This window comes from Streptomyces sp. NPDC043427 (assembly GCF_056436655.1).
Genome location: NZ_JBWKCC010000001.1, coordinates 664,735 through 685,474 on the forward strand (window position 1 = coordinate 664,735; position 20,740 = coordinate 685,474).

Annotated in this window: 21 protein-coding genes and 3 pseudogenes; 10 read left to right on the forward strand and 14 right to left on the reverse strand. The window is 68.6% G+C overall.

Features of this window, described 5'->3' with window-relative positions; genetic code table 11:
• Positions 1 to 412 precede the first annotated feature (412 nt).
• Both AC067M_RS03080 and AC067M_RS03085 read right to left on the reverse strand, forming a co-directional pair.
• Complete coding sequence (locus AC067M_RS03080) at positions 413 to 847, reverse strand: antibiotic biosynthesis monooxygenase family protein (RefSeq protein ID WP_478695358.1); 435 nt, start codon at positions 845 to 847, stop codon at positions 413 to 415.
• A gap of 30 nt (positions 848 to 877) precedes the next feature.
• Positions 878 to 1,192, reverse strand: a pseudogene (locus AC067M_RS03085) (RidA family protein); the annotation flags it as partial.
• A 72-nt stretch (positions 1,193 to 1,264) separates the two neighbouring features.
• Here AC067M_RS03085 and AC067M_RS03090 point away from each other — a divergent pair.
• A pseudogene (locus AC067M_RS03090) lies at positions 1,265 to 1,405 on the forward strand (LysR family transcriptional regulator); the annotation flags it as partial.
• Positions 1,406 to 1,648: 243 nt separating this feature from the next.
• Entirely contained in the window at positions 1,649 to 1,882 is a 234-nt protein-coding gene (locus tag AC067M_RS03095) for a LysR substrate-binding domain-containing protein (RefSeq protein ID WP_478695359.1), read from the forward strand.
• A 13-nt stretch (positions 1,883 to 1,895) separates the two neighbouring features.
• Here AC067M_RS03095 and AC067M_RS03100 read toward each other — a convergent pair whose 3' ends face one another.
• Together AC067M_RS03100 and pdxR are read right to left on the reverse strand one after the other, a co-directional pair.
• The gene (locus tag AC067M_RS03100; RefSeq protein WP_478695205.1) at positions 1,896 to 2,690 is read right to left on the reverse strand and encodes a hypothetical protein; all 795 of its coding nucleotides are present in this window, start codon (positions 2,688 to 2,690) and stop codon (positions 1,896 to 1,898) included.
• Positions 2,691 to 2,791: 101 nt separating this feature from the next.
• Complete coding sequence (pdxR, locus tag AC067M_RS03105; RefSeq protein WP_478695206.1) at positions 2,792 to 4,282, reverse strand: MocR-like pyridoxine biosynthesis transcription factor PdxR; 1,491 nt, start codon at positions 4,280 to 4,282, stop codon at positions 2,792 to 2,794.
• A 28-nt stretch (positions 4,283 to 4,310) separates the two neighbouring features.
• Between pdxR and AC067M_RS03110 the strand changes: the two genes are divergently transcribed.
• Positions 4,311 to 5,162: a methyltransferase domain-containing protein gene (locus AC067M_RS03110; protein WP_478695207.1), complete on the forward strand. Its 852-nt coding sequence runs from the start codon at positions 4,311 to 4,313 to the stop codon at positions 5,160 to 5,162.
• Here the strand turns inward: AC067M_RS03110 and AC067M_RS03115 are convergent.
• The 4 genes from AC067M_RS03115 to AC067M_RS03130 are packed head-to-tail and all read right to left on the reverse strand — an operon-like array spanning position 5,149 to position 7,870.
• Positions 5,149 to 5,319 (reverse strand): zinc-binding dehydrogenase, encoded by a 171-nt coding sequence (locus tag AC067M_RS03115; RefSeq protein ID WP_478695208.1) that lies wholly within the window; start codon positions 5,317 to 5,319, stop codon positions 5,149 to 5,151. The genes AC067M_RS03110 and AC067M_RS03115 overlap by 14 nt on opposite strands.
• A 39-nt stretch (positions 5,320 to 5,358) precedes the next feature.
• The gene (locus AC067M_RS03120) at positions 5,359 to 6,177 is read right to left on the reverse strand and encodes an ABC transporter permease (RefSeq protein WP_478695209.1); all 819 of its coding nucleotides are present in this window, start codon (positions 6,175 to 6,177) and stop codon (positions 5,359 to 5,361) included.
• Positions 6,174 to 7,175, reverse strand: coding sequence for an ATP-binding cassette domain-containing protein (locus AC067M_RS03125; RefSeq protein ID WP_478695210.1), 1,002 nt, complete (start codon positions 7,173 to 7,175; stop codon positions 6,174 to 6,176). The genes AC067M_RS03120 and AC067M_RS03125 overlap by 4 nt, the downstream gene beginning before the upstream one ends.
• Positions 7,176 to 7,204: 29 nt before the next feature.
• Positions 7,205 to 7,870: a DUF4097 family beta strand repeat-containing protein gene (locus AC067M_RS03130; RefSeq protein ID WP_478695211.1), complete on the reverse strand. Its 666-nt coding sequence runs from the start codon at positions 7,868 to 7,870 to the stop codon at positions 7,205 to 7,207.
• 225 nt (positions 7,871 to 8,095) lie between these two features.
• Between AC067M_RS03130 and AC067M_RS03135 the strand changes: the two genes are divergently transcribed.
• Positions 8,096 to 8,860, forward strand: coding sequence for a helix-turn-helix domain-containing protein (locus AC067M_RS03135; protein WP_478695212.1), 765 nt, complete (start codon positions 8,096 to 8,098; stop codon positions 8,858 to 8,860).
• Between the two features lies 1 nt (position 8,861).
• On the opposite strand, the gene AC067M_RS03140 is transcribed toward AC067M_RS03135, so the two are convergent.
• From AC067M_RS03140 to AC067M_RS03150, 3 genes are all read right to left on the reverse strand, one after another.
• Positions 8,862 to 10,100: a low temperature requirement protein A gene (locus AC067M_RS03140; protein ID WP_478695213.1), complete on the reverse strand. Its 1,239-nt coding sequence runs from the start codon at positions 10,098 to 10,100 to the stop codon at positions 8,862 to 8,864.
• A gap of 194 nt (positions 10,101 to 10,294) precedes the next feature.
• On the reverse strand, positions 10,295 to 11,122 hold the full coding sequence (locus tag AC067M_RS03145; RefSeq protein WP_478695214.1) for an SAM-dependent methyltransferase: 828 nt from the start codon (positions 11,120 to 11,122) through the stop codon (positions 10,295 to 10,297).
• A 90-nt stretch (positions 11,123 to 11,212) separates the two neighbouring features.
• Positions 11,213 to 11,362 carry a hypothetical protein gene (locus tag AC067M_RS03150; RefSeq protein WP_478695215.1) on the reverse strand — a complete coding sequence of 50 codons (150 nt, stop codon included), beginning with the start codon at positions 11,360 to 11,362 and terminating at the stop codon, positions 11,213 to 11,215.
• Positions 11,363 to 11,614: 252 nt separating this feature from the next.
• On the opposite strand from AC067M_RS03150, the pseudogene AC067M_RS03155 reads away from it, so the two are divergent.
• Positions 11,615 to 11,770, forward strand: a pseudogene (locus AC067M_RS03155) (short-chain dehydrogenase/reductase); the annotation flags it as partial.
• A gap of 27 nt (positions 11,771 to 11,797) precedes the next feature.
• On the opposite strand, the gene AC067M_RS03160 reads toward AC067M_RS03155, so the two are convergent.
• The gene (locus AC067M_RS03160) at positions 11,798 to 12,061 is read right to left on the reverse strand and encodes a hypothetical protein (protein WP_478695216.1); all 264 of its coding nucleotides are present in this window, start codon (positions 12,059 to 12,061) and stop codon (positions 11,798 to 11,800) included.
• Positions 12,062 to 12,125: 64 nt separating this feature from the next.
• Between AC067M_RS03160 and AC067M_RS03165 the strand changes: the two genes are divergently transcribed.
• The 5 genes from AC067M_RS03165 (at position 12,126) to AC067M_RS03185 (ending at position 15,927) form a co-directional block, all read left to right on the forward strand.
• Positions 12,126 to 13,031, forward strand: coding sequence for an NADP-dependent oxidoreductase (locus AC067M_RS03165; protein WP_478695217.1), 906 nt, complete (start codon positions 12,126 to 12,128; stop codon positions 13,029 to 13,031).
• A 77-nt stretch (positions 13,032 to 13,108) separates the two neighbouring features.
• Positions 13,109 to 14,170, forward strand: coding sequence for an alkene reductase (locus AC067M_RS03170; protein ID WP_478695218.1), 1,062 nt, complete (start codon positions 13,109 to 13,111; stop codon positions 14,168 to 14,170).
• A gap of 11 nt (positions 14,171 to 14,181) precedes the next feature.
• Complete coding sequence (locus tag AC067M_RS03175) at positions 14,182 to 14,661, forward strand: MarR family winged helix-turn-helix transcriptional regulator (RefSeq protein WP_478695219.1); 480 nt, start codon at positions 14,182 to 14,184, stop codon at positions 14,659 to 14,661.
• 253 nt (positions 14,662 to 14,914) lie between these two features.
• Positions 14,915 to 15,610: an esterase/lipase family protein gene (locus tag AC067M_RS03180; protein WP_478695220.1), complete on the forward strand. Its 696-nt coding sequence runs from the start codon at positions 14,915 to 14,917 to the stop codon at positions 15,608 to 15,610.
• 101 nt (positions 15,611 to 15,711) lie between these two features.
• A complete protein-coding gene (locus AC067M_RS03185; protein ID WP_478695221.1) occupies positions 15,712 to 15,927 on the forward strand; it encodes a hypothetical protein in 216 nt (71 codons plus the stop codon).
• A gap of 130 nt (positions 15,928 to 16,057) precedes the next feature.
• Here AC067M_RS03185 and AC067M_RS03190 read toward each other — a convergent pair whose 3' ends face one another.
• Both AC067M_RS03190 and AC067M_RS03195 read right to left on the reverse strand, forming a co-directional pair.
• Entirely contained in the window at positions 16,058 to 18,373 is a 2,316-nt protein-coding gene (locus AC067M_RS03190) for a family 43 glycosylhydrolase (protein ID WP_478695360.1), read from the reverse strand.
• A 545-nt stretch (positions 18,374 to 18,918) separates the two neighbouring features.
• On the reverse strand, positions 18,919 to 20,355 hold the full coding sequence (locus AC067M_RS03195) for a non-reducing end alpha-L-arabinofuranosidase family hydrolase (RefSeq protein WP_478695222.1): 1,437 nt from the start codon (positions 20,353 to 20,355) through the stop codon (positions 18,919 to 18,921).
• Positions 20,356 to 20,740 lie beyond the last annotated feature (385 nt).

A 20,740-nucleotide genomic window follows, 5' to 3' on the forward strand; every position in this document is an offset into this window, starting at 1 on the left:
GCTGCCCGTCGAAGACGACGAGCGTGCCGTTGACCCACAGCCAGTACTTGGAGTCCGCCGCGATCTGCGTCACCGCCTTGGACGGCGCGGATCCCAGCGTGAACGATCTGCGGAAGGCCACCCACTGGTTCGTGGTGCTGGAGGGCGCCCAGATCCACTTCGCGGTCCACGAGACCGCGGCGGACGCCGTGGGCGCGAGCGCGGGAAGGACCAGGGAACCGAGGGTCGGGGCGAGGGCCACGGCTATGGCCGAGCGCAGAGCGGACCGGCGCGTCACAGACGGCATCGCGGGCTCCTACTGGCGAGCGATTGAATCGTTTCAACCACATATGTGCAGGCGAGATCTTCGCCTCGGCGCAACCCGGTGTCAATGGCCGTGCGCCGACAATCCCGACGTGAGGGGGCGGGTTGGTCAGCCTGCTGTCGGGGGCGTGTCCTCCGCTCGCGTGAACCCGTTGCTCCGTTCCACTTTCGCCACGTGCAGCGTGTAGCTCTGGTACCACTCGGCTCGTCCGCGCTTTTGTGCCGCGCGGTGCTCGGCGTTGGTCCGCCACTCGGTGAGGGCGTCGGCGTCGCGGAAGTAGCTGACGGTGATGCCCAGGCCGCCAGGAGTCTGCGCGTGGTCCATCCCCAAGTACCCGGGGACGCCCTTCACCAGGTCTTCCAGGTGTGCGTCGGTCTCGCTGTAGCCGCTCTGGTCCTGGGTTCGCACCGTGGTGAAGACAGCCACGTAGTAGGGGGGTTCGTAGGCTCCGACGGGCACGACAGGCGCTTCCGAGTGATTGGTCGTCGCGGCACCATGAGGCGTGATGCGCCGCCGCGCGTACACCTCTATCTCGATCTTCATCCGCGGGTCGGCGAGACCGCTCATGAGCATCGTGGCGGCCGGCCGAACATCACCGAAGTAGCGGCGCAGGACCGGCCAACAGGGTTCGAAGTCTTCGCGGTCGGGCAGTAGGTAGCGCACACGCACCACGTCGGCGAAGGTGCACTTCGCCTCGGCCAGTGCGGCCTCGATGTTGCGCAGGCACTGCTCGGCCTGCTCCACCACATCGTCGGAGATCGTCATGGTGGCGTAGTCGAACCCGGTCGTCCCGGACACATGCACCCAGTCGCCGTCGACCACAGCACGGGCGTAGCCGATCTGCTCCTCAAAGGTCGAGCCGCTGAGGATCGCGCGTCGCTCTGTCATGCGCCGAACGCTAAGTGACCAGCACTGATACGTCTAATACGGTCGCGTGCATGGTCTGATATCTCCAGGCGTATGGAGCGCCCCGAACTCCCCCTGCCGCAGCTGCACGCCTTCGTCGTGCTCGCAGAGGAAATCCACTTCGGCCACGCGGCCGCCCGCCTGGACATCGCCCAGCCGCCGCTGAGCCGGCAGATCCGCCGCTTGGAGGACAAGACCCTTGGAGGACAAGACCATCGACATCGGTCTACTGCGCGAGCCCCCCACCGACGAGACAGAGCTCGGCTTCAGGACGGTACGTGGCCGTGCTGCCGTCCACCCATCCTCTGGTCGCCCAACGGGCCTTACTGCTTGTGCAGTTGGCGGACTGGCCCTTCGTGCTGCTGCCCGCACGGTCGGCCCGCCACTGCACGACCCCAGATCATCGGCCTGTGCACCGCAGCAGGATTCACACCGCAGGTGGTCCAGCACGCGGTGGAGTGGCAGACCGTGTGCGCCCTCGTGGAAACCGGTTCGGGCGTCTCCCTGGCCCCGGCGAGCATGCGACGCATCCGCCTCAAAGGCGTCGCCTTCCGTAGGATCGAACCCGGCACCGCCCGCACACGAGTGGCCGTCGCCTGGCGCGACAACGACCACGATCCCCTGGTCGCACGCCTGTTGGGGACCATCAGCCAAGGTGCGGACATGCCCTAGTTGCTCGGCACCGTCACTTGACGTCGACGAAGTCGCCGGCTGCCGTGGACGGGCCCGTGGTGTTGGTACCGGCGAAGACGAAGCGGAAGTAGCCGTCGGTTATGGCCTTGGTGGTGGTCTTCAGCGCGCCGGCGCTGCCGCTGGTGATGGTCTTCAGGGTGGTGTAGGTGGTGCTGCCCTTCATGCGGAACTGCAGTTGGACCGGCCGGTCCTGGTAACCGGTGTAAGTGTTGCTCTCCCAGTTGGCGCGGGTCAGCTTGCCGGTGACCGTGATGGTCCTGCCCTTCGTCACGGGCTCGGGCGAGGCGTTGACCGTCACCTTGGCGTACCGCTTGACCTGCGCCGTGCCGGCGACGTCGATCTCCGTCCAGTCGTCGGTGGCGTCCTGCGCCCCGGCGAGGACGTTCCAGGTGCCGGCGAGGGCGTTGTGGTCGAGGTCCCGCGCGGCGTCCACGACGAAGCTCACCTTGCAGGAGGACGTGGTGCGGTCGGTCGGCGACACGGTGCACGTGCCCGCCGGCAGGTAGGCCGCCGGCAGGTAGCCGTCGGCGTCGTCGGTGTTGGGGCCGTGCCACAGGTAGGCCCACGACGCGACGACACCGTCCGGGTCCGTCGCGGTCCACGTGAGGGTGACGGTCTTCTTGGTGGTCAGGTCGAGCACGATGTCCTTGCCGCCGTTGACCACGACCTTCGAGAACGTCGTGTCACTGGATGCGGCCGGGCTCGACGCCTGGGCGGTTGCCGGAATCACCGAGGCAGAAAGGGCGGTCACACCGAACACGACGGAAACGGCAGGGCGGATGCGCATGAGATCCCCCTTCGGGATCGTCGGGCTCGCCGTCTTCCTACGGCGGACCCTGATGAGGTCACATTGGCTAGACCCCTCAGGACCGGTCCCGGTTGTACTGATCAGGGCAGGCGCCGTAGGACCTCGCCGAGGATTGCCACACCTTCGCTGATGGCGGTGGGCGCGCTCACTGCGTAGCCGAGGACCAGTCCGGGCCGTTGTGAGCGCTGGCTGTGCCATGACAGTGGCTGCACCTTCACGCCGCGCGCGAGTGCCGCGGCGGCGAGGTCGGTGTCGGCGAACTCGGTGTCGAAGGTGATCGTCAGGTGCAGGCCCGCCGCGGCACCGTGTACGACCGCCTCCGGGAGGTGGGTTCTGATCGCGTCGACCATGGCGTTCCGGCGACGGCGGTGGCGTGTTCGCAGGAGCCTCAACTGGCGTTCCATCTCGCCCGAGTCCATGAACCGGGCCAGCACCTGCTGAGGCAGTGTGGCATTGCCCAGGTCCGCGAACCGTTTGGCGGCGACGAGAGCGTCCCGGTATTTCGGCGGTGCGACCACCCAGCCGACGCGCAGTGCGGGGGCGAGCAGCTTGGACACGCTCCCGGCGTAGCAGACGTGGTCGGGGAGTACGGATCGCAGCGCGGGGACCGGAGGCCGGTCATAGCGGTGCTCGGCGTCGTAGTCGTCCTCGATGATCAGCGCGTCGCTTTCGGAGGCCCAGTGCATCAGTTCACGACGCCGCGCACCGCTGAGCACCACTCCGGTCGGGAACTGATGCGCGGGAGTCAGCAGGACCGCTCGAGCGGCGACATCATGCAGTAGGTCGACGCGCACGCCGTGGGAGTCGACCGGGACCGGCGGAGTGTCCAGCTGTTGATTGCGCAGATGCTGGCGTGCCCCGAGTGATCCCGGGTCCTCCACGGCCACCGCGGAGATCCCGTCGTCGCGCAGCACCTGTCCGAGCAGACTGAGTGTCTGGGCGGTGCCGGCCACGACGAGGATGTCGTTCGGATCCACCCTGACCGCGCGGTTGCGCGTAAGCCAGTTGGCGACGGCGTGACGCAGCGCAGGCGTCCCACGCGGGTCCGCGTACCCGAGGTCGGACGCGGAGAGGCTTGCCAGTACGGAGCGTTCGGCACGCAGCCACGCCGAGCGCGGAAACGCGGCAAGGTCGGGCACGCCTGGCGACAGATCGATCCGGGCTGGTGCCGCTCGCATCGAGTCGAAGATGTCGGCGCCGGGTACGGCGGTGAACAACGCGCTCGGCGAGGGAGGGGCGCCAGGTGTGGTCGGGGGGACTTCCAGCGGCGCGGCGGGTGCGGCGACCACGATCGTTCCATTGCGCCCGCGTCCCGCCACATGCCCGTCCTCTGTCAGCCGCTGGTACGCCTCGGTGACCACGCCTCGCGACACCCGCAACTCGCCGGCCAGTACACGGGTGGCCGGCAGCTTGCTCCCCACCGGCAGGCGGCGGTCCGATATCGCGAGCCGAAGCTGCTGGGCCAGCCATTCGGATCGCCTGCCCACTGGCGCATCGTCGATGTTCAGTTGCAGGAAATCGGATCCGGACACTATGGACCGGTCGGAGGAGCGCCGATTGGACCTGTTCACCGAGCCATAGTGGCAGCAGGGTGATCGCATGGATACAGCGACGGCATCTCCTGATGCGAGCGTGACGCCCGGCTATGTGCACGGCTACTCCGAACGCGAATCGGCCCGGCTCGGCGACCAGGCGGACACCTTGGCGGCATTGGTGCATGGAGGCACGACCTATCCGGCCGACAGCCGGGTGCTGGAGGTGGGTTGCGGCATCGGCGCCCAGACGGTCCACCTCGTCCAGGCAAGCCCGGCGGCCCGAATCACCGCTGTCGACCACTCAGGTGACTCCCTCGCACAGGCCCGCGCCCGTGTCGCCGCGCACGCACCCGGGGCGGACGTGGAGTGGTGTCACGCGGATGTGTTCGACCTCCCCTTTGCGGCCGGAGAGTTCGACCATGTCTTCGTCTGCTTCGTCCTGGAGCATCTGTCGGATCCTCGGCAGGCGCTGGCCGCACTACGGCGGGTACTGCGGCCCGACGGCACCATCACCGTGATCGAAGGGGATCACGGATCAGCGTTCTTCCACCCCGCCAGCACATACGCCCAGGCAGTGATCGAGGCCCAGGTCCTCCTGCAGTCGGCCGCCGGCGGAAACGCACTGATCGGCCGACAACTGCAACCGCTACTTGCTCAGGCCGGATACGACGAAGTCGTGGTCCGCCCCCGCACGGTGTACGCCGACCGGACTCGGCCCGCACTGGTCGACGGCTTCACCCGCAACACATTCATCGCCATGGTCGAATCGGTCCGGGACGACGCGCTGGCCGCCGGACTGATGACCGCAGCCGACTGGGACCGGGGCATCACGGACCTCCACCGCACCGCACAGGCCGACGGGACCTTCCACTACACGTTCTCCAAGGCCGTGGCTCGGGTGCTCACGGCACGGTGACCACGGCCTTGCCGCGGGCGTGCCCCCGCTCCACATGGCGTATGCCCTCGGCCGTGTCGGCCAGTGGATAGGTCCGGTCGACCACCGGGGTGAGCTTGCCGGCCTCGATGAGCGCGGTGACGGCGAGCAGGTCCGCTCCCCTGGTCGGCGTCACCACCGGCCAGGGGCCTCACCTGTCCCCGCTCTCTCATGGCAATTACTTCGGGTCGCGGTTGAACTTCGACGTCGACCAGAAGTAGCCGAGCACCGCGAGCCCCAGGCACCAGACGACGGCGAGCCACCCGTTGTGGCCGATCTCGCTGCCGAGCAGCAGGCCCCGCAGGGTTTCGATGGCCGGCGTGAACGGCTGGTACTCGGCGATCGGCTGGAACCAGCCCGGCATGGAGTCGACCGGGGTGAAGGCGCTGGACAGGAGCGGCAGCAGGATCAGCGGCATCGCGTTGTTGCTGGCGGCCTCGGCGTTCGGGCTGGACAGGCCCATGCCGACCGCGATCCAGGTGAGCGCGAGGGTGAAGAGCACGAGCAGCCCGAACGCCGCCAGCCACTCCAGGGCGGTCGCGTCCGTGGACCGGAAGCCGATGGCGACGGCGACGGCGCCCACGAGGACCACGCTCATGATCGACTGCAGCACGCTCCCGACGACGTGCCCGACGAGCACCGAGGGGCGGTGGATCGCCATCGTGCGGAAGCGGGCGATGATGCCCTCGTTCATGTCGGTGGAGACGGAGACCGCGGTGCCGATCACGGTGCTGCCGATGGTCATCAGCAGCAGGCCCGGGACGAGATAGGCGATGTACGCGGAGCGGTCCGGAGCGCCGCCGCTGATGCCCGCGCTCATCGTGTCACCGAAGATGTAGACGAAGAGCAACAGCAGCATGATCGGGGTGAGCAGCAGGTTCAGGGTGAGCGACGGATAGCGCCGGGCGTGCAGGAGGTTGCGGCGCAGCATCGTGGACGAGTCGCGCACGGCGAGGGAGATCCGGGTCGGGCGGGCGGGAGCCAGGGGAGCGCTCATCGGACGGCCTCCTTGGACTGGTTGGGCTGGTTGGGCTGGTTCGGCTGGTTGGGCTGGTTGGGCTGGTTGGGGACGTCGGTGCTGCCGGTCAGGGCGAAGAACACGTCGTCGAGGTCGGGGGTGTGCACGGTCAGCTCGTCCGCCTCGACGCCGGCCGAGTCCAGCCAGTCGAGGACGGCGCGCAGCTCGCGCTGACTGCCGTCGCTGGGGATCTGCAGGGCCAGTGCCTCGTCGTCCCGGGTGGCCTCGCGCAGGGCCGAGGCGGCGTTCCGGTACACGGCCGGGTCGGTGAAGCGCAGCCGTACGTGTCCGCCGGGGATGAGCCGCTTCAGCTCCTCGGCAGTGCCATGGGCGACGAGTTTGCCGCCGTTGAGCACGGCGATGCGGTCGGCGAGTTCGTCGGCCTCGTCCAGGTACTGGGTGGTGAGGAAGACGGTGACGCCGCCGGAGACCAGTTCGCGGATGATCTGCCACACGTCGTGGCGGGAGCGCGGGTCGAGGCCGGTGGTGGGCTCGTCGAGGAAGATGATCCGCGGGGTGCCCACCAGGGTCATGGCGATGTCGAGGCGGCGCTTCATGCCGCCGGAGTAGGTGGAGGCGGGCTTCTTCGCGGCCTCGGTGAGGTCGAAGCGCTCCAGAAGTTCGGCGGTGACCTGCCGTCCCTCCCGCTTGGAGAGGTGGTGCAGGTCCGCCATCAGGAGCATGTTCTCCTCGCCGGTGATCAGACCGTCCACGGCGGAGAACTGCCCGGTGACACCGATCGCGGCCCGCACCGCCTGAGGGTCGGTGGCCAGGTCGTGGCCGCCGACGTGGATCACGCCGTCATCGGCGCCGATCAGGGTGGAGAGGATCTTGACGGCGGTGGTCTTGCCGGCGCCGTTCGGGCCGAGCAGGGAGAAGATCGTTCCTTCCGGGACGGCGAGGTCGACGCCGTCGAGGACGGTCTTGTCGCCGTAGGACTTGCGCAGTCCGTTCGCCGCGATGGCCAGGTCGGTCATGAGAGGTCCCCCTAGTACGAGATGCGGATCTACAGGCTGCGGGCGGTGATGTCGCCGTTGGAGGTGGTGGCGCGGATGTCGAGTTCGGCGGCGCCGTCGTTCTTGAGGGCGTTGTTGATGCGGCCGTAGGAGGTTCCGGCGTCCAGGGCGGCCGAGACGCCGGCGGCGGCGACAACCGAGATGTCGCCGGACTCGGTGCGCAGTACGACCGTGCCGCGCGCGGCCTCGCCGATGCGGATGTCGCCCCGTGCGGTACTGATCTCCGCGGAGCCGCCCAGCCGGCCGACCTCGACGTCGCCATCGACGGCGGTGAGGCGGACGTTCGCGGCCTCGTCGATCTTGATCTGGCGGTACGCGCCCTCGAAGTCGAGGTCGCCGAGGCGTCCGACGACCCGGAGTTCGGCGCTGCCCGTCCTCGCCTCGACCCGGGAGCCGGCCGGCAGCTGGACGGTCACCTCGACGGCTCCGGAGGGGCCGAAGAGCTGGTTCTTCGCCTCCGCGGCGGTGATCCGCAGGAGGCCGTCGCCGTACGCGACCTCGATCTGCTCCGCGGCCTTCACGTCGCGGCTCTTGGAGGCGTCCGCCGGCCGGACGTCGACGGTGGTGTCGGCGCGGTCGGCGGCGATGAACTGGATGCGTCCCGCGGGGAGGGCGAGGACGGCGGAGACGGGGGCGGTGGTCTCGAACTTCTGCATGGTGTTCTCCTGCGCTCGTCGCTGTTTCTGACGTTGGAAAAGCTACGTTGCGTTCGAGATTCAGGCAACAAGCTCGTTGCATAGAGACATCATCACCGCAGCTCAGTGGCGATATATTGTTGCAATGGTCATGCAGAGTAATGCAACAACCCCACCGGCTTCGTTGCAATGAATTGCCGGTGAACGCTATGGTGGGCCCACCACGCACCACGAAGGAGGCCGCGCATGCCGGGCGGCAGGCTCACTCAGCAGGAACGCCAGCAGATCGCGCAGGGGCTGGCCGACGGGCTGGCCTACGCGGAGATCGCCAGACGTCTCGACCGTCCGACGTCCACCATCACCCGCGAGGTGATGCGCAACGGCGGCCCCACCGCCTACCGCGCCGACCTCGCCCATCGCGCCAGCGAACGCCGAGCCCACCGCCGCAGGCAGGCCGCGCCCCGCGGTGCCGAGGCGCTCCCGCAGGCTTACGGACGCGATCCCGAGGCCGTGCGCGCGTACGAGGAGACGCTCACCACCGTTTTCATGCAGTCCGGCACGCCCCAGATGATGGCGCGGGTGATGGCCTGCCTCACCATCAGCGACACGGGCAGCCTCACCGCGTCCGAACTGGTCCAGCGCCTCCAGGTCAGCCCGGCGTCCGTCTCCAAGGCCATCGCGTTCCTCGAGAGCCAGGACCTGGTCCGCCGGGAACGCGACGAACGCCGCCGTGAGCACTATGTCGTCGACGACGAGGTCATGTACCAGGCCATGATGTCCAGCGCCCGGTCCACCGCCCAGGTCGCCGAGACCACACGGCAGGGCGTCGGCATCCTGGGCCCCGGCACTCCGGCCGGTGCCCGCCTCGAGAACACCGCCCGCTTCCTCGACTTCGTCTCCGAGAGCCTCGCCCGCGCTGCGGAGCAGGCCCGCGAGATCCTCCACACCAAACCCGCAACGACCTCGGACAACACCGCCGAGCCGGGTCCGGATCGCGAAGAGGTCGACTAGATCAGTCGACTGACGGCACACCCGTGTCATCGGCGCTCTGTTCCGGCGACCCCGAGCCGGATCGGGCCGTGCGGTCGTGGGCGAACAGCAGGGTCGTCACCGCGGTGGCCAGGAGGGCTAGTGACAGCAAGGAGGGGATGAGGGCGAGGGCGGGGCCGGCCACGAGGCAGAGAGCGGCGCCGGTGAAGAGGGCTGGGGAGCGGTGGTTCGTGACGCGGAGCAAGATGGCCGCCGACGCGAGGAGGAAGAGGCCGACACCTCCGGGCAGAGCCCAGGCGACCACGCCGTGCAGCGGCTCGGTCAGATCGTAGTGGCGGGTGTCGGCGATCTGGCGGAGAGCCTTCTTCATCCCCAGGGCCGTGATGACGACTCCGGCCACCAGAGGGAGGTGGAGGAACGTATAGGCGTCGCGGGCCAGGCGGGTCCGTTCGTCGGCGGTGAGGGTATGGAGGCGATGCTCGGCGGCCTCGCTCACCAGGCGGAAGTACAGACGGTACAGACCAGCCGAAACCAGCAGACCTGCGACTGCGGCGGCCACCACGGCGGAGGTCAGCGGCAAGCCGGTCACGCCGACGCCCATGGCCACGATCGACTCGCCCAGCGCGATGATGACGATCAGACCGTAGCGTTCAGCGAAGTGGCCCGAGGAGGAGATCCGCCAGCCCTTCCCTCCGGTGACGTAAATGGCCAAGTAGTCGAAGGCCACCGCGGCGAGCCAGACCAGGATCTGCGCCATACCGGTGAAGGCCGTGCCCAGCAGCAGAAGGGTGAACGGCGGAGCCACCGAAAGCAGCGCCGTACGGCGCAGGACCGCCCGCAGCGCCTGGTCTCCGGGGCTGGAGATCCAGTAGGTGACCAGGTGGAGGACACGGACGGCGCCGTAGCCGAGGACGAACACCAGCGGGGCCGGCAGCCCGCCGGGCGCATCGTCGTACACCGCGGGCACGGCGAGGGAGACGACCAGGACGACCGCCATGACCGACACCAACACGGCGAACAGCGGGCCGGAGTCGGCACGCACCACGTTGCCCAACCACGCGAAGCAGGACCAGCACCACCACAGCAGGGCGAGCACAGCCATTCCACCGAGCAGCCGCAGTGCACTCGGATCGGCCGCCATCAGCGCCGTGACCTGAGTGATCGCATAAACGAAGACCAAGTCGAAGAACAACTCAGCCGGTGTCACCCGATGACTGCCGTCCGTCGCGACCAGCCGGGAATCCTCACCACGTGTCGACACAACTCCCCCTCCACGACGCGCACTTCGCCGCCGACCCCGCCTCGAACGATATCCCGCTGACCGAGAATCGTCTCTCCGGGACAGGAAGAGCGACGCACCGCCGATCGCGCTGCATCAGGGAGCCTCTGACCTGTGGAATCGATGCCGACCTACTGCGCAGTCGCACTCCCGTTTGCCGCCCCCCACCACCCGGTTCAGCCGTTCTTGCGGGCCACTCCGCCGTAGATGCCGATCGGCGGGGTGCCGGGCGCGGGGGGCTCCTCGGGGCGCCAGTCCGGGACCAGGGTCAGGCCCGGGTCGATCAGTGTGAAGTCGCCGAAGAAGTTCAGGACCCGGGACCGGGTCCGGGGGTTCATGGTGGCGGTGGCGTTGTTGTAGACGGCCGCCGCGCCTTCGCGCCGGTCTTCGTGGAGGTCGCCCGTCGCGTGCGACAGGACGAGGTAGGAGCCGGTGGGCAGCGCGTCGCGGAGGGTGGCGACGAGGGCGTCGGGGTCCTCCGCCTCGGTGATGAAGTGGAGGATGGCGACCAGCAGCAGCGCCACCGGCTCGTCGAAGTCGATGACCTTGCGCACATCGGGGTGGTCGAGGATGGCCCGGGGATCGCGCAGGTCGGCGAGGACGACGGAGGTGTTGCTGTCGTCGTCGAGCAGGGTCATCGAGTGGGCGCCGACGATCGGGTCGTTGTCGACGTAGGCCACGCGGGTCTCGGGAGCTGTGGCGCGCGCTATCTGGTGCACGTTGGGCTCGGTCGGCAGGCCCGTGCCGATGTCCATGATCTGCCGGATGCCCTCGCCGACGACGTGCCGGACGGCGCGGTGCATGAAGTGCCGGTTGGCCCGGACGGCCACCCGTACCTCGGGGGCCGCCTTGATGAACTTCTCGGCGGCCTCCTGGTCGACCTCGTAGTTGTCCTTCCCGCCCAGGAAGTAGTCGTACATCCGGGCCGGATGGGGCCTGCTCGTGTCGATCTTCAAGGGCTGGGCGGCACCGCCGCCGGCGCCGCCGCTGAGGGGAGAGGTCATACCGCCTGGCTCCGTCCTGGACCCGTGTCCCGCCACCGCGTGAAACGGGATGAGTGATGGTCAGGTCATCATCCTGCATGCCTGGGAGGCTCAGTTGGCCGGGCACTGCGCGCTGGCCCCCTCGACGCGCCGGCCGGCCGCCGCCGTGACGCTCACCGGCACCGGTTCGGCTGTGGGGGCGGCGACGCGCTGGGCCGCGAGAGCCGTGCAGATGATCCGGGCCGCCCCGAGGGTTCCCAACTCATCTGCGCCCAAGGAGAGTTGAACGGATATTTCGTCGTTCCGCTCTCTCACCGTCACGCGGTCGCCGGGCCAGAGGCTCGCCTGTGGCACGGCGCCAGTGCCTTCCGTGGTCGAGGTGGCCGGGGTGAGCGCCGGAAAGCCTCTGGGCGGCCGCAAATCCGTGGTGATCTGCTTGCTCCGCTCCGCTTCGGTCGGACCCAGGAGCAGCTCCTCCAGGGCCGAGTCGACGTCGCCCGGCGCGTCGGTCGCGCCAAGGAGATCGTCGCGGCGGCAACCGATGCCAAGCCCAAGCTGCGCTACACCGCCGGCGCCATCACAGGACGCGTGCGCACCATGCGCCGCATCGTCCCCACTCGCATGTTCGACCAGCAACTGCGCAAGCTCAACCACCTGCCCGCCGCCTGACTTCGACAGCGGTACGCCCGGATACTTCTACAACCGCGCCGATCTCGCCCAGGTGCCGGAACTGCTGGCGCTGAACAGCGCGGACGGGACTCCGACGTGGGTCAGAAGGAAGCCGCGCACCGCCAGCGTCTGGCCGGCCCGGTCGTCCGGCTTCCGGTCGACATAGCCCCTGGCTGCGGAAGGCGCGCTCCGGCGGGCGCCTCCCGCTTCGACCGCCGTTCCGAGGACACCGACGCGACCGCGACGGATCTTGCGCAGCACGAGCGCCAGCAAATACTTGGCTAGCCACATGTTTGCTGTTACGTTGGTTCTGTGTCCAGCCACCTAAATGGCTGGTGACGCGAGAGGAGTCGTCATGAAGGCCATCCTGTTCGACCGTTTCGGAGGCACGGAAGTGCTGCGCGAGGCGGACATCGAGGTCCCGCAGCCCGGCCCCGGGCAGATCCGCGTCCGCGTCAAGGCCGCCGGGCTGAACGCGCTGGACGGCAAGATCCGCTCCGGGGCACTGGAGGCCGTGTTCCCCACACCGCTCCCCTCCGTCCCCGGTCACGAGCTCGCCGGCGTGGTGGACGCCCTGGGTGAGGGTGTGCGGGACGTGCAGGTGGGCGATGAGGTGCTGGGCTGGTCGGACACCGGCTCGTACGCCGAGTACGCGCTGGCCACCACCGTGGCCCCCAAGCCCGCCGGCCTCGACTGGCAGCACGCGGTCGCGCTGCCGGTGGCGGGCGAGACGGCCGAGCGGGTCCTGAACCTGCTCGGCGTCGCCGCCGGGGAGACCGTGCTGATGCACGGCGCGGCCGGAGCGGTCGGCACCCTGGCGGTCCAGCTCGCCACGGCCCGCGGAGCGCGTGTCATCGGCACCGCCGGCCCCGCCAACCAGGAATACCTCGCCTCGCTCGGCGCCACCGCGACCGTGTACGGCGAGGGCCTGGTCGAGCGGGTCCGGGCGCTCGCCCCCGACGGCGTGGACGCGGTGTTCGACCTGGCCGGGAAGGGAGCCCTTGAGGACTCCATCACCCTGCGGGGCGGCACCGAGCGCATCGTCACCATCGCCGACTTCCGCGCGCACCAGCTCGGCATCACCTTCGCCAGCGGTGGTCAGGAACGCTCGGCCGCCCGCCTGGCCGCACTGGCCCAGGACGCCGAGATTGGCAAGGTCGTCACCACCGTCACCGCCTACCCGCTCGACCAGGCCGCCACGGCCCAGCAGGTCAGCGACGCCGGGCATGTCCGGGGCAAGCTCGTCCTCACCCTGGACTGATCACGCCCGCCTCTCCTTCCGCCACGCCCCCGCTCTTGCGATCACCACCTGTTCATCACCGCACCGAAGGACCATTCATGCTGAACGCCCTGTGGACACCGACAACCGTCGGTGGCATCTCCCTCCCGCACCGCCTGGTCATGGCCCCCATGACCCGTGACCGCTCCACACCCGAAGGCGTACCGACCGAGCTGAACGCCGAGTACTACGCCCAGCGGGCCTCGCACGCGCTCATCATCACCGAGGGAACCCAGCCCTCCACCGACGGCCAGGGCTACCTCCTCACCCCCGGCATCCACAACGACGAGCAGATCGCCGGGTGGCGCAAGGTCACCGACGCCGTGCACGAGGCCGACGGCCGGATCGTCATCCAGCTGATGCACACCGGACGCATCTCCCACCCCGACAACACCCCCCACGGGCGCCGGCCGGTCGCCCCTTCGGCGATCCGGCCGCAGGGCATGATGTTCACCGCGTCCGGGCCCCAGGAGATGCCGACGCCCCGTGCTCTGTCGACGCAGGAGGTCGGGGCGACCGTCGACGACTTCCGCCGCGCCGCAGCGGCTGCCGTCGCGGCGGGCGCCGACGGCGTGGAGATCCACGGCGCCAACGGCTACCTGGTGCACCAGTTCCTGTCCGCCAACACCAACCAGCGCACCGACCGCTACGGCGGTTCCCTCGACAACCGCATCCGCTTCGCCGTCGAGGTCGCCGCCGCCGTGGCCGACGAGATCGGCGCCGACCGCACCGGCCTGCGCATCTCCCCCGGCAACCCCTACAACGACATCGCCGAGTCCGACACCGCCGAGCTGTATCCGGCGCTCCTGCGCGCCCTCAGCCCGCTCGGCCTCGCCTACCTCCACGTGATGCACGCGGGCGACGAGGAGTTGCTGGGTACCCTGCGCGCGCTGTGGCCGACCACGCTGATCCTCAACCGGGCCGGCACCGACCTGCCCACCCGCGCCAAGGACGTCGACAACGGCACGGCCGACCTCGTCTCCGTCGGCGCCCTCGCGCTCGCCAACCCGGACCTGGTCGAGCGGCTACGATCTGACGCGCCGCTGAACACACCCGACCCGGCGACCTTCTACGGCGGCGGAGTGGCCGGCTACACCGACTACCCCACCCACACCGTCTGAGGAACCGAACCATGCCCGCCCCCACACCCCGCATCCCCACGACGGCCGCCGAGGGGCCGATGAGCTACGCGATCTTCCAGCTCGCCCGCGCTCACCGCGCCCGCGCCGCCGCCATGCTCCGCGAGATGGACCTGCATCCCGGACAGGAACTGCTGCTGATGCAACTCCTCGACCGGGACGGCCAGACCCAGTCCGAGCTGCTCGAAAGCGTCGGCCTGGACCACTCCACCGTCTCCAAGTCCCTACGCCGCATGCAGGAAGCCGGCCTCCTCGTCCGCGAGCCGGCCGAACACGACCGGCGCGTCATGGTCGTCCACCTCACCGACAAGGGCCGTGCCATGCGCGAGCCCCTGGCAGCCATGTGGCGGGCCCTGGAGGAGACCTCCGCGCTGAACCTGTCGGCGCAGCAGGCAGAGTCCTTCGTCCGCACCGCCTACGCCATCGCCGACGCGATCAACAGCCGTGCTCTTCCGCGGGAAGAGTCCGATTGACATGCTCCCTGGCCCAAGTCCAGGGATTCCGGCCTGAGTCGTCGGACGGGAAGGCCCGGTCCACCTTGGCGAAGGTGCGGCCGTGCTTGACCCCCTTGTACTCCAGCATGCCGACGAACGCGGACCATCCGACCGGGCCTTGCCCTTGCTGCTCTGGCTCGCCCGAGGCCCCTCGTTCGGGCTTCGAAGCGAAGCGTTCTGCTGTCGGCCAAGACTGTCGCGCCTCCGATGGCGTGGGCGGCAGGATCGTCCCATGCAGCCGATCTTCGTTCTCGTGCACAGCCCGTCCGTAGGTCCCTCGACCTGGCGCCCTGTGGCCGAACACCTGACGGCGGCGGGATACCAGGTACGGGTGCCGTCCCTGCTGCACATAGGCACCGGTGCCCCGCCCTTCTGGCCCCGCATCGCAGAAGCCGTCCGCGACGACCTCCGGCAGGTCGCGGCCGGCAGCCCCGTCACCTTGGTGGCACACAGCAACGTGGGCTTGTTTCTCCCGGCGATCCGCTCGGGCCTCGACCATCCGGTGATCAGCTCGATCTTCGTCGATGCCGCGCTACCGGCCCGGATCGGACCGACCCCTGTCGCCTCATCCGAACTGCTGGAGTTCCTCAGCCCGTTGGCGGTGAACGGCAGGCTGCCGCGCTGGACCGACTGGTGGGACGAGACAGACGTCGCCCCCATGTTCTCCGACCCGATGATGCGGCAGACAGTCATCGAAGAGCAGCCCACTCTGCCGCTGTCCTACTACGAGCAGCACATCCCGGTCCCCGACGGCTGGGATGACCATCCCTGCTCCTACCTGCTGTTCGGCCCTCCTTATGACGACTTCTCCGCCGAAGCCCGCGCACGCGGCTGGCGTGTGGCCCACCTGCCCGGCGCACACCTCCACCAGATCGTCGATCCCGCCGGCACAGCCAGGCACCTCGTCGAACTCGCTACCACGCCTTGATCCACTTCCGATACACGCCCCGCTGTGCATGTCCGCCGATGTCGCCCAGGGGCTCGGAGGGGACCTGCCCACCTGGACGTGTCGTCGACATTCCCTCCCCCGTGGTCGACACCTCCGGCAGCTTCACCGTCTCGATGGCTGTGCCGTCGACGCTGACCGCGGTCTGGTTGGTGGCGGTGTTGTTCAGCCTCACCCAGGCGGCCGTCGCGCCTGTCTCGGCGGCCGAAGTGCTGTCCGAGGCGCGGCGCGTGAAAGCCCACTTGGCGGTCGAGCCGTTCACCCGGCCGGTGCTGTCTGTGACCGCCTGTGAGAGCTGACGACCAGGCGGTCCGTGCCTATGACAGCCGCCGCCGATCGGCGGCGGCTGTCATAGGGGCGGCCGGGTGGTCCGGTCAGCTCACCGCACGGCCTGGCCATGCGGGTCACCTGTGCGAGCGAGGAACGCGGTCAGGCCCAGGGGCTGACCGCCTTGAAGGAACTGTCGGCGCGGAAGGTGGCGTTGTCCTGGTAGGGGTCGACGCGCAGCTCGTAGTTGTAGTGGCGGATGTAGCGGCCGGGGTAGTTGTACGACTCCAGGCCGACCGAGCCGGCGACCGAACCCGGCCGGGCGCAGAAGGTGGCGTCGCTGTTGAAGAGCGTCGTGCCGTTGCTCGCGTCGAAGCGGATCCGGTAGTCCTTGTGACGCAGGTAGCGACCGGAGGAGTCACGGAACGAGTAGCAGCTGCCGTCCGCCAGGCCGGGGACGACGGTGAAGGTGGCGCTCTGCTTGACCGCCGTGGTGCCGGCCGACGTCACCGGGTCGAGGTAGCCGAGGCTGTCGGAGCGTACGACGGCGTAGCGGTCGGGGAAGTTGACCGACTGGAGCGAGCGGGTGGTGTTCGTCGGCAGGGCGGTGCCGGCGGAGACCGGGTCGATGCTGCTCAGGGTGGGTGCGACCTTCTTGATCAGGCCGCCTGCGTCGAACTCCATCTTGTCGATGGTGGTTTCGCGGTGGGTGCCGTCGCCGCCGGGGATGGCGAAGCGGTGGTAGGCGATGTACCAGTCGTCGGTGTTCGGCACCTGCACCACCGAGTGGTGGCCGGGGCCCTTGATGCCCAGCGAGAGGTCCTTTTCCAGGATCACGCTGCGCTTGGTCCAGGGACCGGTGGGCGAGGGGGCGGTGGCGTAGTCGACGCGGTAGTTCTCGTCCCGGGTGTCGTTCTCCGACCACATGAGGTAGTAGGTGCCCTGGCGCTTGATGACGAAGGAACCCTCGTTGTAGCCGCTGGGAGTGATCTCGGTGACCTTCGCGGGGTCGAAGGAGACCATGTCGTCGTTCAGCGGGACCACGTAGGCGTGGCCGTTGCCCCAGTAGAGGTACGACTGGCCGTCGTCGTCGGTGAAGACGTCCGGGTCGATCATCTGGCCGGCGTAGGCGCCGCGGGCAATCAGCGGCTTGCCCAGGGGGTCCGTGAACGGGCCGGTGGGTGAGTCGGAGACCGCGACTCCGATGTTCGTGTCGGCGGAGTAGTAGAAGTAGTACTTCCCGTTCTTCGCGGTCATCGTCGGGGCCCACGCCCGGTTGTCCGCCCAGGAGATGCCGGGGCCGAGGTCCAGGATGACGCCGTGGTCCGTCCAGTGGACCAGGTCCTTGGACGAGTACGCCTTGAACTGCGTACCGCTCCAGCCCGCGAAGCCGTCGGTGGTCGGGTAGATGTAGTAGGTGTCGCCGAAGCGGACGATGTTCGGGTCGGCGGTGAGCCCCGGAAGGACCGGGCTCCTCATGATCTGAGCCGAGACCGTCCAGGTGCGCTTGGCGCCGTCGGAGCCGGTCACCTCGTACGTCACCGGATTGCTGAAGTCGCGCGGGGTGCCGGAGGCCGGGCTGATGGACGCGCCCTGGGCGAGGGTGAACTGCGGGGCGAGCGCGGTGAGGTCCGTTCCCTCCTTCATCGGCAGGGTGATCTTGCTGTTGGCGTCGTCGACGATGGCGTCGATCTTCAGGTCCGGGTGGGTCACCTTGGCAATGCCCGTGGTGTTCCCGCTGACTTCGAGGACCTCGCCGGGCGTCAGCGCGCGGTTGTAGACCCGGAAGTCGCGCATCTTGCCCTTGAAGAGCTTGTCACTGCTGTAGAGCGACTTGCCGATGTAGTTGGCCGTGGTGGTGCCGGATCCGATGGAGGCGGGGGTGGTGGTGACCGACGTGTTGCGGGCCACCTCCACACCGTCCTGGTAGAGGACGCCCGTGGTGCCGGTCTGGGTGTAGGTGACGTGCTTCCAGACCGAGCGCGGCAGCGCGGCGGACGTCTTGGTGTTCTGCTCGGTGGAGAAGCTCCCGGAGGCGATGGCGGTCCGCAGCGAGTTGCCGGTGGTGAACAGGTACCCGTTGCCGGCGCCGTTGCTGGTGTTGCCGAAGCCGTAGAGGAAGTACGGCGTGGCCTGGGCGGCGTCGATCTGCACGTCCATCGAGACGGTGATCGAGTTCATGCCGCTCATGATGTTGTCCGGCACCTTGATGTAGGTGTCGGAGCCGTTGAACGTGAGCCCTTCCCCGGAGCCGGACCAGCCGGCGGTGCCGTTGACGGTTCCGTTCCGGCCATGCCCCGAGGCGTCCACCGCCACGGTGCCCGAGGTGGCGTCCAGTTTGTACCAGAGAGCCAGGCCGTCGGTTGTCGCCGCCGCCTGGGCGGAGGTCGACGGGCCGACGACGCCCACCAGGAGCGAGGCGACGGCCGTGGCGGCCAGAGCGCCCGGCCGGACTCTTCGGCGGCCCCGAGGTCTCACGCTGCGCATGGGTTCACATCCCCTGAAGAAGACATGCACGAGGAGGAAGCGCGAGGTCTCGGCGGAGGTGCTGGTGTTCCGCTCGTATGACATCGCGCTGCGTGAGTGTGAAGTGGAGCACGAACCAACGTCAATAGTTTTCGAACAGCGTCCGACGAGTCGAACAAATATCTTCCATGCTCGGGGACGGGCGGGCTGAACAGGGTCTGGTGGTGCCGCACCTGGTCGAAGCCCCAGGCGCGCACCTGTCCTCGATGGTGGCTTCGCCCTTTGGGCGAGGTCGGATGCTTTGGCCGGCCAGTAGGCGTGAGCCCGTCTGTAGCCGGTGGCCCGGTGATCAATGGTCGACGGCACCGACATCGCTGAAGCTCCTCGCACCTCGGCTGGGATGCGCGTCCGCAGAAGAAAGGAACCCCAGCCGACGTACGGCTGGGGTTCCTCGAGGCGGTGAGTATCGGTCAGCAGGTGGGGTCGCCCACGCCGTGAACCGCTCGTCTACGCGTCGGCGGACGGCACCACATCGCGATCACCGTGGATCAGGCGGGTCAGCGCTGCAGGGTGAGCAGGCCCGGCCGGTACGGCAGCGTCAGGTACCCGGCGCCGTCCGAGGAGGGGTTCCTGCCCTGGTAGAGAAGCTGCAGGTTGCAGGGGTCGACCGTCATGGTCTGGTCGGGGTTGTCGCGGACCAGGTCACCGTGGCTGATGTCGTTGGTCCAGGTGGCATTGCTGTTGGCCTTGCCGGCGAAGGGGTTGCTTTCGGTGGCGGCCTGCGGGGTCCACGAACCGTTCAGGCTGGAGGCCGTGAACGAGCGGAAGAAACGCTGCTCGTTCACACCCCGAGCCTCGACGAGCATGAGGTACTGGTTCTGGCCCTTGACCTTGTAGACCTCCGGCGCCTCGAACAGGTTCTTCTCCGTGTCGCTCATAACCGTCGTGAACGAGGAGCCGAAGCTGCTGGGGAAGTTCCCGATCGGCATGCTCGCCCGGTAGATGCTGCCGTTGTCAGCGGCGAAGAACAGGTACATGTTCTGGTCGTCGGCGATCATGGTCGGGTCGATCGGGGCATCCTTCCGGTTCGGATCGGGGTTCTGGGGGAGGGTGCCGGTGAACAGCGGCTGCTTGGCGGACCAGCCGTTGGGGTTGGTGGGGTCGCTGGACGTGCGGTAGTAGAGCGGCCACTGGCTCCACTGGGACACGATCACCCAGATGTTCTTGGGCGCGAAGTAGAACAGTTCGGGCGCCACCGCGGACTCGTTCATCGGGGTCTGAGTGGCCGCCCCCATGTCCGACCAGTTCGTGAAGGGACTGAACATCGTCGAGCCCCAATTCTGTCCGTCGGAGGTGGTCGCGTAGACCAGGTTCTTGCCGTTGTACTTCACGGTGGTGAAGTCCTTCAGCGCGACCTGCCCGTTCGCGGGCTGCGCCAGCGGACCGGTCGAGGTCCACCGGTAGGTCGACGGAAGAGCACACGTGTTGCTCGCCCCGGACAGGCCGGTCCACTTCTGGTTGGTGCCGCCGTGGCAGGACCAGATCTGCACCGGCGTGCCGTTGGCCTTGCCCCAGCCCGAGACCTCCAGGCACAGCCCGGACCGCACGCCGACGATCGTGCCGTCGGAGTTCACCCGCCACTGCTGGTTGTCACTGCCGTTGCACGTCCAGATCTGCACCGGGGTCCCGGACGTGGTGGCGCCGCCCCGGACATCCAGGCACTTGTTGCCGTACACGGTCAGCTGGTTGCTGTCCGTCAACGTCCACTGCTGGTTGATACCACCGTGGCAGTCCCAGATCTGCACGTTCGCGCCGTCGGTCTGGCTGAAGCCCGACACATCGAGACACTTGCCGGAATCAACACCGCGCACGTCGCTGGTGGTGGCCGCCTGAGCCGGGCCGGCGACGAGCAGCGCCGCCAACGTGACCAGGGCCGCGACCGCGGCGGCGAACACCGCAGACAGATGTCTGCGGGTGAAACGTGATCTGCGCATGGGGACCTCGTCGTCCTTGAGTAAGCGGTTCCGGGCCCCGTCAGAGGCTGTCCGGACGGCAATGTGGTGCGGTTCGTGGCGGTGCGTGGGCGCCGGGCTGACCTCTTTCGGCTCAACGGCATACCGTGCCCCACCCGAAGTGGGCATCGAGCGTCACCGAGCCAGGAGGACGAATGGAGCTGTCACACGGCTTTGTTATAAAGGCACCAGTCGTGTTCGCCGCCCTGCCTGGGCCGCTTGGGCGCCCGCAGTGGAGGCTTGGACGGCGTCGGGTGAGCCCGTCACGGTCCCGGCGTCATCAGGACGGTCGCAGCCGGCAAGCCCAGGACCGAGACTCGGCGACGGCCGAAGCGTTTGAGCGTTCATGCCTCTCCTCGTACGGTCG

What these genes read in the sequence shown, in the direction of transcription:
- AC067M_RS03160 (WP_478695216.1), bottom strand. Translation starts at nt 12,061, where the DNA reads ATGTGGCTAGCCAAGTATTTGCTGGCGCTCGTGCTGCGCAAGATCCGT.
- AC067M_RS03195 (WP_478695222.1), bottom strand. Translation starts at nt 20,355, where the DNA reads ATGCGCAGATCACGTTTCACCCGCAGACATCTGTCTGCGGTGTTCGCC.
- AC067M_RS03135 (WP_478695212.1), top strand. Translation starts at nt 8,096, where the DNA reads ATGCCGGGCGGCAGGCTCACTCAGCAGGAACGCCAGCAGATCGCGCAG.
- AC067M_RS03100 (WP_478695205.1), bottom strand. Translation starts at nt 2,690, where the DNA reads ATGCGCATCCGCCCTGCCGTTTCCGTCGTGTTCGGTGTGACCGCCCTT.
- AC067M_RS03110 (WP_478695207.1), top strand. Translation starts at nt 4,311, where the DNA reads ATGGATACAGCGACGGCATCTCCTGATGCGAGCGTGACGCCCGGCTAT.
- AC067M_RS03125 (WP_478695210.1), bottom strand. Translation starts at nt 7,175, where the DNA reads ATGACCGACCTGGCCATCGCGGCGAACGGACTGCGCAAGTCCTACGGC.
- AC067M_RS03180 (WP_478695220.1), top strand. Translation starts at nt 14,915, where the DNA reads ATGCAGCCGATCTTCGTTCTCGTGCACAGCCCGTCCGTAGGTCCCTCG.
- AC067M_RS03165 (WP_478695217.1), top strand. Translation starts at nt 12,126, where the DNA reads ATGAAGGCCATCCTGTTCGACCGTTTCGGAGGCACGGAAGTGCTGCGC.
- AC067M_RS03145 (WP_478695214.1), bottom strand. Translation starts at nt 11,122, where the DNA reads ATGACCTCTCCCCTCAGCGGCGGCGCCGGCGGCGGTGCCGCCCAGCCC.
- AC067M_RS03170 (WP_478695218.1), top strand. Translation starts at nt 13,109, where the DNA reads ATGCTGAACGCCCTGTGGACACCGACAACCGTCGGTGGCATCTCCCTC.
- AC067M_RS03120 (WP_478695209.1), bottom strand. Translation starts at nt 6,177, where the DNA reads ATGAGCGCTCCCCTGGCTCCCGCCCGCCCGACCCGGATCTCCCTCGCC.
- AC067M_RS03175 (WP_478695219.1), top strand. Translation starts at nt 14,182, where the DNA reads ATGCCCGCCCCCACACCCCGCATCCCCACGACGGCCGCCGAGGGGCCG.
- AC067M_RS03080 (WP_478695358.1), bottom strand. Translation starts at nt 847, where the DNA reads ATGAAGATCGAGATAGAGGTGTACGCGCGGCGGCGCATCACGCCTCAT.
- AC067M_RS03130 (WP_478695211.1), bottom strand. Translation starts at nt 7,870, where the DNA reads ATGCAGAAGTTCGAGACCACCGCCCCCGTCTCCGCCGTCCTCGCCCTC.